The 13,878-nt window shown below is 64.9% G+C and carries 13 protein-coding genes; 7 read left to right on the top strand and 6 right to left on the bottom strand.

Translation table 11 applies throughout. The features are described 5' to 3' along the window. Positions 1–16 precede the first annotated feature (16 nt). A complete protein-coding gene (locus ACW5W7_RS11570; RefSeq protein ID WP_456501810.1) occupies positions 17–850 on the bottom strand; it encodes a helix-turn-helix transcriptional regulator in 834 nt (277 codons plus the stop codon). 141 nt (positions 851–991) lie between these two features. Here ACW5W7_RS11570 and tyrS point away from each other — a divergent pair, with 141 nt between their 5' ends. Next, positions 992–2,257 (top strand): tyrosine--tRNA ligase, encoded by a 1,266-nt coding sequence (tyrS, locus tag ACW5W7_RS11565; RefSeq protein WP_456501809.1) that lies wholly within the window; start codon positions 992–994, stop codon positions 2,255–2,257. Positions 2,258–2,458: 201 nt separating this feature from the next. Here tyrS and ACW5W7_RS11560 read toward each other — a convergent pair whose 3' ends face one another. After that, positions 2,459–3,094: a LysR family transcriptional regulator gene (locus ACW5W7_RS11560; RefSeq protein ID WP_456501808.1), complete on the bottom strand. Its 636-nt coding sequence runs from the start codon at positions 3,092–3,094 to the stop codon at positions 2,459–2,461. 116 nt (positions 3,095–3,210) lie between these two features. Between ACW5W7_RS11560 and ACW5W7_RS11555 the strand changes: the two genes are divergently transcribed. After that, the gene (locus ACW5W7_RS11555) at positions 3,211–4,314 is read left to right on the top strand and encodes an NADH:flavin oxidoreductase (RefSeq protein ID WP_456501807.1); all 1,104 of its coding nucleotides are present in this window, start codon (positions 3,211–3,213) and stop codon (positions 4,312–4,314) included. A 30-nt stretch (positions 4,315–4,344) separates the two neighbouring features. Here ACW5W7_RS11555 and yrfG read toward each other — a convergent pair whose 3' ends face one another. Beyond that, positions 4,345–5,013, bottom strand: coding sequence for a GMP/IMP nucleotidase (yrfG, locus tag ACW5W7_RS11550; protein ID WP_456501806.1), 669 nt, complete (start codon positions 5,011–5,013; stop codon positions 4,345–4,347). A 155-nt stretch (positions 5,014–5,168) separates the two neighbouring features. Here yrfG and nudE point away from each other — a divergent pair, with 155 nt between their 5' ends. The 3 genes from nudE (at position 5,169) to ACW5W7_RS11535 (ending at position 8,321) form a co-directional block, all read left to right on the top strand. Continuing rightward, the gene (nudE, locus tag ACW5W7_RS11545) at positions 5,169–5,786 is read left to right on the top strand and encodes an ADP compounds hydrolase NudE (protein WP_456501805.1); all 618 of its coding nucleotides are present in this window, start codon (positions 5,169–5,171) and stop codon (positions 5,784–5,786) included. Between the two features lie 31 nt (positions 5,787–5,817). Further along, positions 5,818–6,630, top strand: coding sequence for a 3'(2'),5'-bisphosphate nucleotidase CysQ (gene cysQ, locus ACW5W7_RS11540; protein WP_456501804.1), 813 nt, complete (start codon positions 5,818–5,820; stop codon positions 6,628–6,630). 413 nt (positions 6,631–7,043) lie between these two features. Then, positions 7,044–8,321 carry an aromatic amino acid transport family protein gene (locus ACW5W7_RS11535; RefSeq protein WP_456501803.1) on the top strand — a complete coding sequence of 426 codons (1,278 nt, stop codon included), beginning with the start codon at positions 7,044–7,046 and terminating at the stop codon, positions 8,319–8,321. Positions 8,322–8,416: 95 nt separating this feature from the next. Here ACW5W7_RS11535 and ACW5W7_RS11530 read toward each other — a convergent pair whose 3' ends face one another. The 3 genes from ACW5W7_RS11530 to metJ form a co-directional block, all read right to left on the bottom strand. After that, entirely contained in the window at positions 8,417–8,755 is a 339-nt protein-coding gene (locus ACW5W7_RS11530; RefSeq protein ID WP_456501802.1) for a tRNA-binding protein, read from the bottom strand. Between the two features lie 83 nt (positions 8,756–8,838). Next, positions 8,839–9,582, bottom strand: coding sequence for a helix-turn-helix domain-containing protein (locus ACW5W7_RS11525; protein WP_456501801.1), 744 nt, complete (start codon positions 9,580–9,582; stop codon positions 8,839–8,841). 36 nt (positions 9,583–9,618) lie between these two features. Next, positions 9,619–9,942, bottom strand: coding sequence for a met regulon transcriptional regulator MetJ (gene metJ / locus ACW5W7_RS11520; protein WP_349920937.1), 324 nt, complete (start codon positions 9,940–9,942; stop codon positions 9,619–9,621). Between the two features lie 220 nt (positions 9,943–10,162). Here metJ and metB point away from each other — a divergent pair, with 220 nt between their 5' ends. Together metB and ACW5W7_RS11510 are read left to right on the top strand one after the other, a co-directional pair. Further along, positions 10,163–11,332, top strand: coding sequence for a cystathionine gamma-synthase (gene metB, locus ACW5W7_RS11515; protein ID WP_456501800.1), 1,170 nt, complete (start codon positions 10,163–10,165; stop codon positions 11,330–11,332). Then, the gene (locus ACW5W7_RS11510) at positions 11,333–13,786 is read left to right on the top strand and encodes a bifunctional aspartate kinase/homoserine dehydrogenase II (protein WP_456501799.1); all 2,454 of its coding nucleotides are present in this window, start codon (positions 11,333–11,335) and stop codon (positions 13,784–13,786) included. Positions 13,787–13,878: the final 92 nt, after the last annotated feature.

Raw genomic sequence — 13,878 nt, 5'->3', positions numbered from 1 at the left:
ACGGCGGGGTGTTCTGTTATGGGGGGGAAGAGGCGTCGGTATCCGGTGTCGGGGTCGTGATCAGGTGATTGAGGAAGTAACCAAACAGCTCCGCTTGTGAGCCGATGCGCAGCTTGCCGTAGAGGTGCTTGCGGTGATTCTTTACCGTGCCGCTGCCTATCCCGAGCGTGGCGGCGATGGCCTCGGCATCCTGGCCCTGCAGCAGCAGTTCGGCCACCTGCCGCTCCCGCCGGGTCAGCAGCTCGGCCCCCAGACTCTGCATCCCCTCATCGATCACCTGCCTGAGGCGGGTCCCGTCCAGCCTGGCGCCATCGTCCTTGGTGGCGTCCTGTGCCAGCAAGGGGGATGCTTGCCGCCAGTGCTGGCGACAGAGGGCGTGCAGCAGGGGGAAGAGCTCGTTCAGCCTGGCCCGTTCCCCGGTACTCAGCGCCCGGCGTTTGGCGAGCCGGCCGAGAAACAGCACCAGGGTGAGATTGGGGCGGATGGGCATGATCAGCCCTACTTCCTCCTGCCAGCCGGTCGCCTCGTAGAAGCGCTGGCGATAGTCGGGATCCAGCGGGCCACGGGTGACCTCGGCCAGGGTCCAGACCCCGGCACCGAGTCCGTTTTCCAGCGCCTGCATGAAGGGATCCTGGCCGAAGTGGCCGGCGAGGTAGCGATCGAACAGCAGTGCCCGCTGATGGCTCAGGTTGTCGTAGAGGTAGACGGGCCGCCTGCCCACCCCGAGCAACAGGGCGCAGTCGAATGCCACCCGCTGCTGGATGAGACGCACCAGGGCGGCCGGAAAGGCCAGGCCATGAAGGGACTCGACAGTCTGGGTCAGGGCGAGGGTATGGGCGGCGCTGTTCATCTGAGGACGGGATCTCTGCTGGGGCTGGGCCCGATAGGCCCCATGCTAGCACGGCAGTGATAAAACTGTCCCCAGAGGGACATATCCGCGGGAAGGCGGCGGAGAGAGGATAGGGGCTTTTCCTCTGCCGCTGGAGCACCCATGACAGACCCCCACCTGCTCGATGATCTGATGGCCCGTGGGCTCATCGCCCAAAATTCTGACCCAGAGGCCCTGGCCGCTCACCTGGCTGCGCCGCGCACCCTCTATTGCGGCTTCGATCCCACCGCCGGCAGCCTGCACATCGGCCACCTGGTGCCGCTCCTGATGCTGCGGCGCTTCCAGCTCGCCGGTCACAGGCCGGTGGCCCTGGTGGGGGGCGCCACCGGCCTCATCGGGGATCCCAGCTTCAAGGCGGCCGAGCGCACCCTCAACAGCGGCGAAACCGTGCAGGGCTGGGTCGCCAGTCTGTCGGCCCAGATCGCCGCCCTGCTGCCGGCCAGTGACGGCTTGGCGGCGCCGCAACTGGTCAACAACGCCGACTGGATGGGGCAGATGTCGGCCCTGGATTTCTTGCGGGACGTGGGCAAACACTTCTCCGTCAACGCCATGCTGGCACGGGAGTCGGTACGCCAGCGCCTCGCCCGCCCGGATCAGGGCATCTCCTTCACCGAGTTTGCCTACGCCCTACTGCAATCCCAGGACTTCGCCGTGCTGCACGAACGGCTCGGTTGCACCCTGCAGATAGGCGGCAACGATCAGTGGGGCAACATCACCAGCGGCATGGATCTCACCCGCCGCCTGCACCGGGCCCAGGTGTTTGGCATGACCCTGCCCCTCATCACCAAGGCCGATGGCACCAAGTTCGGCAAGACGGAAGGGGGTGCCATCTGGCTGGATCCGGCGCTCACTTCCTCTTACGCCTTCTACCAGTTCTGGCTCGGCACCGCGGACGAGGATGTGTACAGCTTCCTGCGCTACTACAGCTTCATGCCGCTCTCAGCCATTGCTGCGCTGGAGGCGGAGGATGCGGAGCGTCAGGGCCGCAAGCGGGCACCCCAGGTGCTGGCGGACGAACTGACCGCCCTGGTGCACGGTGAGGCCGCGCTCGCGCAGGCGCAGGTCATCAGTGAGCAGCTGTTCAGCGGTCGGGTGGCAGAACTGGGCGAGGCGCAACTTGCACAACTCGCCGCCGGTGGTCTGCCGACCTCGACCCGGCAGCCCGAGGACGATCTGGTGGCGCTGCTGGTGACGAGCGGACTCGCCGCTTCCCGGCGGATCGCCCGCGAACTGCTGGCCGCCGGTGCCATCAGCCTCAACGGCCGGCTGGCCGAGGGGGCGGAACTAGCCGAGACCGACTGGCGTTTTGGCCGCTACCTGCTGCTGCGCCGGGGCAAGAAGCAGTACCACCTGGTACTGCAATCCTGATGCTGGATGCCCCATGTCCGGTCTGCTCGCGGATCACGTAGTCGAGGGCGCGTGTGACGAGGGCCGGGTAGGCGCGACGCCCGGTCAAAGCGTCAGGAGGCTGATTGTTCCGGTGATGCCGAAGGCCCGCCGAGTTCACGGATCACGTAGTCGAGGGCGCGTGTGACGAGGGCCGGGTAGGCGCGACACCTGGTCAATGCGTCAGGAGGCTGATTGTTCCGGTGATGCCGAAGGCCCGCCGAGTTCGCGGATCACGTAATCGAGGAAGTGGGTGATGAGCGCCGAGTCCGCCCGCCGCTGGGTATAGAGGGCGTAGAAGTGTGCCCCCTTGGGCCGGTAGGCGGGCAGCACCTCGCACACCGTGCCCGCAGCCAGATCCTCGGCCACCAGATAGCGGGGCAGGCGGGCGATGCCGAATCCCTGGCACATCGCCATCTGGATCGACTTCTTGCTGCTGAAGGCGAGCTCCCCCGTCACCTCGAGGGGAATATCTCGACCCTGGTGGAGCAAGGGCCAGGTGTCGTGGCGGGCATAATCCTGGCTGCGGGTGATGAGGCTATGGCGACGGCGCTGCAAACCGTCGAGTAACTCTTCGTGCAGGGCTATCATCTGGTCGGCCTGCTGGCAGGCCAGCTTGCCCGCATCCGTCAGCTGCACCCGGCGGGTGGTGCGGCTGAGCAGCACGGCTCCCAGATTCTGCTCAAGGTGACGCAGATCCTTGGAGGCCTTGCTCGGGGTGATGCCGAGGTGGTTGGCGGCCGCGGCGAAGGAGCCGAAGCGGGCGATGGCGAGCAGCAGCCGCATCAGGTAGAGGGTATCGAGCTTGTGGTTGTCCATGGGGGCTCTTTATTACGTCCTGTTGGGAATGAGTGTCTTTCTTTCAGGTCTGATTATGTCTTTTGGGGCTGGGATTATAGTGGCGTCAACGAGGCACAGATGCCAGGAGAAAGCACATGCACCAGCCATTGAACGAAACCTTCCACTTTGTGCGGGCCGGGCTGCGGCTCAAGAATCGGGCCGTGCTGGCCCCGCTGACCCACAACATGAGCGCCGACAATGGGGATCCCGGCCGGACGGAGCTCGACTGGCTGGCCCGCTGCGCCGAGGGAGGATTTGGCCTGCTCATCGGCGCCGCCACCCAGGTACAGCCGGGGGGACGCTGCTGGCCCGGCCAACCGGCCCTGATGACGGATGCTCAGCAATCGGCCTTTGCAAAGCTGGCGCAGAGCGCAGGGGAGCACGGCGCCCTGGCGCTGATCCAGCTGCATCACGGCGGGGTTCGTGCCTTGCCCGAGCTGAACGGTACGGCCCCGGTGGGCCCCGGCGCCATTCCCCCGGGGGGGCGTTATCCGCTCGGAGTATCGGCACTGACGGAGCCGCAGATCCTGCAACTGGTCGACGCCTTCGTACTGGCCGCCGAGCGTGCCCATGGCGCCGGTCTGCATGGCATTGAGCTGCACGCCGCCCATAACTTCCTGCTCTGCAACTTCCTCAATCCCTTGCTGAACCGGCGGGAAGATGGCTGGGGAGGGAGTCTGGCCGGGCGGGCACGCATGCTGCTGGCCATAGTGCGAGGCATCCGGGAACGTCTACCGCGAAGCTTCCTCATCGGGGTGCGGCTCTCGCCGGAGAGCTATGCCCACATAGAGGGCATCCAGCTCGCCAACCAGCTGGCGCTGGTCGAGTTGCTGGTGGAGGAGGATGTCGACTACCTGCACTTCTCCATGGGGGACAGCTTCAAGGCGGCGAGCGAGGATCCCGCCGGGGGTTCCCTGCTGGCCGCGGTGCGCGCCGGAGTCGCGGGACGGGTGCCCCTCATGGTGGCGGGCAAGATCCGGGATGCCGAGTCTGCCAGGCAGGCCCTGGCGGGCGGGGCGGATCTGGTGGCCATAGGGTCGGCGGCCATCGGCAATCCGGACTGGCCGAAGAGGGTGAACCGCGATCTTCCCCTGGATCAACCCCCTTTCGAGACAGCCCGGCTGACGATGTCCGGCTTCACCCCCCGGGCCCAGGATTACCTTCGCAGCTTTCCCGGTCTGGTCGCGCAAGCCTCTTGAGGTGAAGGCCGGACGCCCGGTGAGGGGGGGTCAGGCAGTGAGGGGCAGCAGGTCGGCGTAATCCTTGAGAGCCGGGAAGTGCTGGAACCGCAGGGGCGGCATGGCGCTGTCGGGCTGGTGGATGCCGAGCTGATGGGCCACGCCGTAGTCGGCGGAGGCCGTCAGGATCCGCTCGCTGTCGTCGATGAAGAGGGTGCGGGCGGGATCGAAGGGCAGGCGTTCGGCCAGCGCCTGCCAGCAGTGCTGGCTCTCCTTCGACCAGCCGAGCTCGTGGGTGCTGACGATCTCGTCGAGATGCTTATCGAGCCCAAGCCGTTCGATCTTGACCGCCAGGCTGGCGGGATGGGCGTTGGTGAAGAGAACCCGGCGCTTGCCGGCGGCCTTGAGGGCGGCGAGAAACGCGACGGCATTGGGGCGCCACTGGATCTTCCCCAGGATCTCCTGCTTCATCCCCCGGATGTCGAGCCCCAGTGTCTGGCTCCAGTAGTCCACGCAGTACCAGTCGAGGGTCCCCGCCACCGCCTCGTAGTGGGCGTCGATGCGCCGCTTTGCCTCGTCCAATGCGAGATGGTGACGCTCGGCATAGCGCGCCGGTACCAGGGTCTGCCACAGGTGGCTGTCAAACTGCAGGTCGATCAGGGTGCCATCCATGTCGAGCAAAACGGTATCAATATGGTGCCAGGGGAGGGAGGCGGGCATGCATCATCCTTTCGTATCGCGTAGCGAGGGAGGTGGGGTGGAAAGGGCGGGATTATACCGGATTTTTCAGACACCTTTAGCACACTTGCCCCGTGGTGTTCGTTCGGTGAGTCGTTTACTCTTGAAGCACGATTTTTGATGAGCAGCCAGCCCCGATGAGTGACAGTCACAAGTGCAACCCCGTACACCTCAGTGTCGATGCCCTGGCACAGGACAAGGCCAAACCGGCGATCCTCAAGGCCGAGATCGTGGCCGAGAGCCGGTTGTTCAAGGTGGAATCCCTGCACCTCCAGTTTTCCAACGGGGAGGAGCGGGTCTACGAGCGGATGCGTGGCGGCAACCGGGGGGCCGTCATGGTGGTGCCCCTGCTCGATGCGCATACCCTGCTGCTGGTGCGGGAATACGCGGCGGGCACCCACTCCTATGAGCTGGGCTTCCCCAAGGGGCTGATCGATCCCGGCGAGAACGCCTTCGAGGCGGGCAACCGGGAGCTGATGGAAGAAGCGGGCTTCGGGGCCCGGGATCTGGTGTCCCTCAAGCAGGTCTCCCTCGCCCCCGGTTACTTCTCCAGCCGGATGGACATCCTGCTGGCACGGGAGCTCTACCCCGAGCAGCGCGTCGGCGACGAGCCGGAGCCCCTCGAGGTGATCCCCTGGCCCCTCGACCAGATCGATGAATTGTTGGCGCGACCCGACTTTACCGAGTCGCGCAGCATCAGTGCCCTGCTGCTGGCCCGCAAGTGGCTGGCAGAGCAGGGAAACGAGCGCCCCTGAGGCGCAGAGCTTGGAAAGTAGAGGTAGCGAGATGCAGGAGCTGTTGTCCTGGGTGCCTGGGGTCAAGGAGATTGCCCGCGAAGCAGGCAGGATCCTTCACGAAATCTATCACGGCGGTCAATTCGAGCGTCAGCTGAAGGAGGATGCGACCCCGGTCACCAGTGCCGATCTTGCTGCCGATGCCTACCTCAAGGAAGCGCTGTCGGCGCTGACTCCCCATATTCCCGTGCTGACCGAAGAGGCAGCCGACGTTCCCTTCAGCCTGCGGGCCGCCTGGCGGCAATACTGGCTGGTGGACCCTTTGGATGGCACCGGCGAGTTCATCGCCGGCAGCGGTGACTTTGCCACCCTGATCGCCCTGGTGCGGGACAACGTGCCCGTGCTCGGGGTCATCTATGCCCCCGAATCCGACGTGCTCTACTGGGCGGTGCGTGGCCACGGTGCCTTCAAGGAGGCGGGGGGGGAGGTCTATCCCATCAGCGCCATGCACCACGAGCACGATCAGCCGGATGCTCTGGTGGTGGCCATCAGCCGTCGCCAGAAGCTGGAGCGACTGACCCGCCGTCTCAACCCGGCCATCAACTACGAGCTGATCCCGCTCGGCTCCAGTTCGCTCAAGTCCTGTTTGGTGGCGGAGGGGGCCGCCGACTGCTACGTGCGCCTCGGCCCCACCGGCGAGTGGGACACCGCCGCCGCCCAGTGCATCGTCGAGGCGGCCGGGGGGCGCATCCTCAGCCTGGCGCTGCAGCCTCTCAGCTATAACGAGACGGAGTCGCTGGAGAACCCGGACTTCATCGTGATGGGGGATCCGGATCTCGCCTGGGGCAAGATCCTGGTCAGCTGAGGGAGCGGGATCCCGCTGCCGACATCGAAAAGGGCGACCTCAGGGTCGCCCTTTGCGTTAGCGTAATCATCTGCATTCATGCATGTTCAACAGGGATATGCGCTAGCCATTGGCGTGAATGGCAGTGGATCGTCACAACAAGCCATGATTGTCTGGTCTGTCATTTCATGTAATTCTGCAATACACTAACCTGTCAAAGTAAAAAATCAAATTTATCGATAATTTTGGTTTTATATATCGCTAAACTGTTCTTGTTTGGTATTTCTTGAACATCAAGGCCGCTTCCCCCTTCCCGATCACACTGGCTAGGCCGCGCTTTGGTAGTGAGATCTGCCAGTCACCTTTTTTGAGAATTAAATTCTGAAAGAGCACAATCATTGCAGTTTTAAATACTGACAATAAGTGAATTATCGATGAGTTTATCTGCAGAGGTCACCGCGGAGCTGTCCGGTTCCCAAGCTGTCGTCGCCCACACCGGCTGGCGTCGTCACGATACCCACTGGGTCATCAGCCTGTTTGGCACCGCGGTCGGTGCCGGCATCCTGTTCCTGCCCATCAACCTGGGTCTCGGCGGGATCTGGCCCCTGGTCATCGTCGCCGTACTGGCCGGTCCCATGACCTTCCTGGCTCACCGTGGGCTGGCGCGCTTCGTGCTCTCCTCCTCCCGCCCCCAGGCGGATTTCACCGAGGTGGCGGAGGAGCATTTCGGCAAGATGGCCGGTCGGCTCATCTCCATGCTCTATTTCCTCTCCATCTTCCCGATCCTGCTCATCTACGGCGTCGGCCTGACCAACACGGTGGAGAGCTTCATGGTGAATCAGCTCGGCATGCTTGCCCCAAACCGGGTGATGCTCTCCGGCGTGCTGGTGCTCGCCATGATCGCCGTGATGCTGGCCGGCGAGAAGGCCATGCTGCGGGCCTTCGCCTTCATGGTTTATCCGTTGGCGGCCATTCTGGCGGCGCTCTCTTTCTACCTCATTCCCCAGTGGCACTGGCCACAGATGGTGGCATTTGAAGGGGGGAGCTTTCTCAACACCGTCTGGCTGGCGCTGCCGGTGACGGTATTTGCCTTCAGCCACGCCGCCGCCATCTCGGGTTTTGCCAACGTACAGCGCCGGGAATACGGCGAGCAGGCGGAGGCCAAGAGCGGCCTCATCCTGCGCAACACCACCGTCATGCTGGTGGGTTTCGTGCTGTTCTTCGTCTTCTCCTGCGTGCTGAGCCTCTCCCCGGCCCAGCTGGCCGAGGCCAAGGCCCAGAACGTCTCCGTGCTCTCCTATCTTGCCAACATCACCGACAACCCGGTGATCATCACCCTGGGGCCGCTCATCGCCTTCATCGCCATCAGCTCCTCCTTCCTCGGCCATTTCCTCGGGGCCCGCGAGAGCCTCAAGAGCCTGATCGCCAAGCCCACCGGCCTGTCGCTCGGGAGGGCGGACAAGGTCGGCATCGCCCTGATGTTCTTCGCCATCTGGGGGGCGGCGGTCATCAACCCCGGCATCCTCGGCCTGATGGAGACCCTCTCCGGCCCCGTCATCGCCATGATCCTGTTCATCATGCCGGTGGTGGCCATCTACAAGGTGGAGGCGCTGGCGCGTTTTCGTCAGGGCTGGGTCAACGGTTTCATCCTGCTGACCGGATCGCTCGCGGTGTCGGCGGTGCTGTACAGCCTGCTGGTAAAAGCCCACTGAAACAACCGTATGACGTAAAATAATCAAACGCGCCGCGACCCCGGGGTCGCCTCTCTTGTTTCGTCTGGCTGAGTGTTCTGTTCACGGAGGGGGATTTATCCCAGCTTGGCGCCGTTTTCCACCGCCTGCTCCGGGATGGCCATCACCACGGCGCCGTCCGGGCGGTAGAAACCGGTGAGCAGAAATTCCGACTGGAAGGGGCCTATCTGCTTGGTGGGGAAGTTCACCACCGCCACTATCTGGCGGCCCACCAGATCGCCCGGTTGATAGAGGTCGGTGATCTGGGCGCTGCTCTTGCGCACCCCGATCTCGGGGCCGAAATCCGCCCACACCTTGTAGGCGGGTTTGCGCGCCTCGGGGAAGGGCTCGACCCGCACCAGGGTGCCCACCCGGAGCTCCACCATCTCGAAATCCTGCCAGCTTATGGTCTGCATCTTGGCTCCTCGTTTCGCCTGCTCCATCTGCCTGCCAGCATGCCTCATGAGCCCGGCGTTGTCTTCGGCGCAGAGCCGATCCGTTATGGCAACTGGCCGTTTTGCTGGCGCCAGAGGGACGGGGTCAGGCCGGTCTCGGTGAGGAAGCGTTCGGCGAAGGCCCCCTGATCCCGGTAGCCGCAGCGGCAGGCTATCTCGCCGATGGGCAGGGAAGTGTGGGCCAGCAGGTTGCGGGCCAGCGCCATGCGCCGCTGCCGGATGTAGTGGGAGACGCTCATGCCGAGCTGCTGGCGAAAGGCGTGCTTGAACTGGCTCTGACCGAGGCAGGCGAGGGCGGCGAGGCGCGCGTTGGTGAGGGGCTCGGCGAGGTGGGTCTCGATATGGCGCTGGACCCTGACGATGCGCGGGGGGATGGGGACGGCTGTGCTCTGAGGCTCCGCCAGCAGGTTCAGCCAGATCTGATCCATTCCCGCCACGTGGCGATCTTCGGCCACCATCTGGCGCAGGAAGGCAAGATAGTGGCGCTGGGCGGCATCCAGCTCGATAAAGGGGCGCTCGCCCAGGCGGCCCGGCAGCCAGGGGCTCTCCTGCACCAGGAAGGAGAGAGCCGGGTCGGCGGCGTAATCGTGACGCTCACCGGGGGCGATGACGCAGGCAAAGCCGGGGGGGAGGTGTCGACCCCGGCCCTGCACTTCTATCTCGATGGGGCCGTCCAGGGGGATCACCAACTGGGCGAAGTCGTGGCTGTGGCTGCTGATATCAGACTGGTAGCGGCGCAGGCTGAAGGGACTGGCCGATGACAATGACGCGGCCAGGGGCCGCGTCATTGAGGGGGAAGTGCTCTTTGCCATCTGCTCGCAAGCTTATTCGGCGTCGAAGTCTTCGATCTCCTTGCCGAGCGCTTCCATGATGGCGCGCGCCTCGGCTGGGACGCTGTCCGGGTGATCCTTGCGCAGATCCTCGTCACCGGGCAGCGGCTGGCCGGTAAAGGCGTGCAGGAAGGCTTCACAGAGCAGCTCACTGTTGGTCGCATGACGCAGGTTGTTCACCTGGCGACGGGTGCGCTCATCGGTCAGCACCTTCAGCACCTTGAGCGGGATCGAGACGGTAATCTTCTTGACCTGTTCGCTCTTCTTGCCGTGTTCCGCGTAGGGGCTGACGTAGTCGCCGTTCCACTCTGTTCCCATGATCCACCTGTTCTCATTTGGCCGTGAGCGCGGATTTTAACCCTTAAGGAAATCAATGGCAATCCAACAGCAAAGCCATTTAGACGTCCAGAAGTGTTGACGGCTTTTTTAAGCTGGCGTACTGTGGTTCATCATGGGCCTGTGCTATGGCCGACCGAGAGGGATGACGTGGGCGACTGACCGCCAGCACGGTCCCCAGACAGATCAAATGGAGAGTGACATGACCCACAAGGCCACCCTGGCGGTACGTACCGGCATTGAGACAGATACCCAGCACGGCGCCGTGGTGCCGCCCATCTATCTCTCCAGCAACTACACCTTCGCCGATTTCGGTGAACCGCGCACCTACGATTACGCCCGCTCAGGCAACCCGACCCGCACCAACCTGGCGGATGCGCTGGCGGCCCTGGAAGGGGGCGCAGGCGCCGTGGTGACCGGTACCGGCATGGGCGCCGTTCACCTGGTGACCACGGCCCTGCTCAAGGCCGGCGACCTGCTGATCGCCCCCCATGACTGCTACGGCGGCACCTGGCGCCTGTTCGAATACCTGGCGGCCAAGGGGTACTACAAGGTGCTGTTCGTGGATCAGGGGGATGCCGTCGCCCTGGCCGAGGCGCTGGCCCAGAAACCGGCGCTGGTGTGGGTGGAGACCCCCTCCAACCCGCTGTTACGGGTGGTGGATGTGGCCGCCATCGCCACCGCGTCTCACGAGGTGGGGGCCAAGGTGGTGGTGGACAACACCTTCCTCTCGCCGCTGCTGCAGCAACCCCTGGCCCTCGGCGCCGACCTGGTGGTGCACTCGACCACCAAATACATCAACGGCCACTCCGACGTGGTGGGTGGGGTGGCGATCGCCAAGGAGGCCGCCCTTGCCGAGTCGCTGGTGTGGTGGGCCAACTGCCTGGGGCTGACCTCGGGGGCCTTTGATTCCTATCTCACCCTGCGGGGCCTGCGCACCCTGGCGCCGCGCCTGCGCGCCCATCAGGAGAACACGGACCGGATCCTTGCCTTCCTGCAGCAGCAGCCCCTGGTGAAGACCATCTATCACCCCAGCCTGCCGAGTCACCCCGGTCACGAGATTGCGCGCCGTCAACAGTCCGGCTTCGGCGCCATGCTAAGTTTTGAACTCGATTGCAGCGAAGCAGGCCTGCGCGCCTTCCTGGATGCGCTGACCTTCTTCTCGGTGGCGGAATCCCTCGGCGGGGTAGAGAGCCTGGTGGCTCACCCCGCCAGCATGACCCACAGGGCCATGACCCCAGCGGCGCAGCAGGCGGCGGGCATCAGCGCCCAGCTGCTGCGCCTGTCGGTCGGCATAGAACACGGTGAAGACCTGGTGGCCGATCTGGCCCGGGCATTTGAACAAGCAGCATTGGCAGAGCAGGTGAAGTAAATGGAACAGCAGCAAGGAGAGGTAGCGGTGGCAGCAGAAGCAGCGTTGAAGCGGCGTCATGTGCACAAGTTCGGTGGCAGCAGCCTGGCGGATCCGGTCTGTTATCGCCGGGTGGCCAGCATCGTCGAGCAGCAGACGGGCGGTCATGAACTGGTGGTGGTCTCCGCCGCCGGCAAGACCACCAACCGGCTGATCCAGCTGGTGGAGCTGGCCGAAGCGGGAGATGAAGCCGCCGGGGAAGCCATCACCGCTCTGCACGCCTATCAGCAGAGCCTGATCGACGGTCTGCTGGAGGGCGAGCTGCAACTCTCCCTGAGCAAGCAGCTTGCCGCTGATCTGCAACTGATCGCCAAGACCCTGGAAGGGCAGTTCGATCGCTTCGAGCGCAACGGCCTGCTCGCCTTCGGCGAGGTGTGGTCCGCGCGTCTGCTGGCCGCCCTGCTCAGCAGCCGTGGCGAACCGGCCATCTGGCTCGATGCCCGCAGCTTCCTGCGGGCCGAGGACGGCGCCCTGGTCAAGGTGGATACGGCGCTCTCCAGCGAACTGCTCAAGGCTCGTCTGGCGGAGCACGCCGGTCGCATCGTGGTGACCGGTTTCATTGCCGCCGACCTGGAGGGGCGTTCCCTGCTGCTCGGCCGCAACGGTTCCGACTACAGTGCCAGCCTCTTGGCGGCGCTGGCTGATGGCGAGTCCACCACCATCTGGAGCGACGTGGCCGGGGTCTACAGCGCGGATCCGCGCCGGGTGAAGGAGGCGCGTCTGCTGGAGCGTCTGAGCCTGGCCGAGGCCAACGAGCTGGCCCGTCTCGGCTCCTCCGTGCTGCATTCGCGCACCCTGCAGCCGGTGGCGGACAGCCGCCAGCGCCTCACCCTGCGCTGCAGCTACAACCCGGACGAGGGTTGCACCCACATATTGCGCCGTGCGCCGCGCTCCGGCGGGGCCCGCATCGTCTCCTCGGTGGATCAGATTGCGCTGATCGAACTGAAGGTGCTGCCCCAGACTGGCTATGACCAGACGGTGGCGGCCATCGAAGCCCACCTGGCCCGTCATCGCCTGCACCCTCTCACCCTGCAACGCCAGCCGGATCGGCGGGTGCTGCGCCTCGCCTACACCCTGGAGGTGGCCGAGGGGGCCTTCGAGGTGCTGCGGGACTTCCAGCTGCAGGGCAACTTCACCGGCCTCATCCAGAAGGAGGGCTACAGCCTGGTGGCCCTGGTGGGAGCCGGGGTGACCGACAACGCCGAACAGTGTCACCGCTTCTATCAGCTGCTGGCGGATCAGCCCCTGGAGTTCGTGCAGGTGGCCAGAGATGGGCTGAGTCTGGTGGCCGTGCTGCGCCAGGTGGTGCTGGAGCCTCTGCTCATCGCCCTGCACAGCGCCTTGTTCAGCCGCCCGACCCGGGTCGGTCTGGTGGTGTTCGGCAAGGGCAACATCGGCGGCCACTGGCTTAGCCTCTATGCCCGCGAGAAGGCGCGTCTCGAGCATGAGCTCAACCTGGCGATCACCCTCTATGGGGTCTTCGACTCCAAGGGGGGCCTGCTGGACGAGGAGGGGCTGGATCCCCTCAAGGTGCGGGACAAGTTTGATCCCAGGCCCCTCATCTGGCCCGAGCTGCTGGGCCAGCTGGAGCAGCACGGCTTCGATGCCCTGATCGCGCTGGACATGACGGCGAGCGAGACGGTGAGCCGCTACTACCCGGATTTTGCCCAGCTCGGCATCCACATCATCGCCGCCAACAAGTTTGCCGGTTCGGCGGAGAGCGAGTTCTACCAGCGCATCAAGCAGAGCTGCCGGGATCATCAGGTGCAGTGGCGTTACAACGCCACCGTCGGGGCGGGCCTGCCCATCCAGTCCAGCATCCAGATGCTGCGCCAGAGCGGCGATCGCATCCAGGGGGTCTCCGGCATCTTCTCCGGCACCCTCTCCTGGCTGTTCCAGCAGTACGACGGCAGCCGCCCCTTCTCCGAGCTGGTGGACGAGGCCTGGCAGCACGGCCTGACCGAGCCGGATCCCCGCGAGGATCTCTCCGGCCAGGATGTGCGCAGAAAGCTCTTGATCCTGGCCCGTGAGGCGGGTTTTGAACTCGACTCCGCCGACATCGAGCTGGAGAACCTGGTGCCCGTGCCCCTGCGCAAGGTGACCACGGATCAGTTCATGGACCGCCTTCAGGAGCTGGATGCCCCTATCCAGACGGCGTTTGAGGGGGCGCGCCGGGTCGGCAAGGTGCTGCGTTACGTGGCCCGCTTCGAGCACGATGGCAAGGCGCGGGTCGGGCTGGAGGCGCTGGAGCCCCATCACCCGTTTGCGAACCTGCTGCCCTGTGACAACGTGTTCGCCATCGAGAGCGACAGTTACCGCACCAATCCCCTGGTCATTCAGGGGCCGGGGGCGGGGCGCGAGGTGACGGCGGCGGCCATCCAGTACGATCTGTGGCAGATCTGCGCCAGCTTGTGACGGCCAGCAGCAATGAAGAAGAGGCGCCCCAGGGGGGCGCGTGTGGGTTGATGTAGCCAGCGGGGGCGGTTTTACAGAACAGCCAGCCCCAC

The organism is Aeromonas intestinalis, assembly GCF_054052485.1.
This window is presented reverse-complemented; position numbering and strand designations above follow the sequence as displayed.

Bases quoted from the DNA above. Each gene is read 5' to 3' on its own strand.
- ACW5W7_RS11570 (WP_456501810.1), bottom strand. From the start codon at position 850: ATGAACAGCGCCGCCCATACCCTCGCCCTGACCCAGACTGTCGAGTCC.
- tyrS (WP_456501809.1), top strand. From the start codon at position 992: ATGACAGACCCCCACCTGCTCGATGATCTGATGGCCCGTGGGCTCATC.
- ACW5W7_RS11560 (WP_456501808.1), bottom strand. From the start codon at position 3,094: ATGGACAACCACAAGCTCGATACCCTCTACCTGATGCGGCTGCTGCTC.
- ACW5W7_RS11555 (WP_456501807.1), top strand. From the start codon at position 3,211: ATGCACCAGCCATTGAACGAAACCTTCCACTTTGTGCGGGCCGGGCTG.
- yrfG (WP_456501806.1), bottom strand. From the start codon at position 5,013: ATGCCCGCCTCCCTCCCCTGGCACCATATTGATACCGTTTTGCTCGAC.
- nudE (WP_456501805.1), top strand. From the start codon at position 5,169: ATGAGTGACAGTCACAAGTGCAACCCCGTACACCTCAGTGTCGATGCC.
- cysQ (WP_456501804.1), top strand. From the start codon at position 5,818: ATGCAGGAGCTGTTGTCCTGGGTGCCTGGGGTCAAGGAGATTGCCCGC.
- ACW5W7_RS11535 (WP_456501803.1), top strand. From the start codon at position 7,044: ATGAGTTTATCTGCAGAGGTCACCGCGGAGCTGTCCGGTTCCCAAGCT.
- ACW5W7_RS11530 (WP_456501802.1), bottom strand. From the start codon at position 8,755: ATGCAGACCATAAGCTGGCAGGATTTCGAGATGGTGGAGCTCCGGGTG.
- ACW5W7_RS11525 (WP_456501801.1), bottom strand. From the start codon at position 9,582: ATGACGCGGCCCCTGGCCGCGTCATTGTCATCGGCCAGTCCCTTCAGC.
- metJ (WP_349920937.1), bottom strand. From the start codon at position 9,942: ATGGGAACAGAGTGGAACGGCGACTACGTCAGCCCCTACGCGGAACAC.
- metB (WP_456501800.1), top strand. From the start codon at position 10,163: ATGACCCACAAGGCCACCCTGGCGGTACGTACCGGCATTGAGACAGAT.
- ACW5W7_RS11510 (WP_456501799.1), top strand. From the start codon at position 11,333: ATGGAACAGCAGCAAGGAGAGGTAGCGGTGGCAGCAGAAGCAGCGTTG.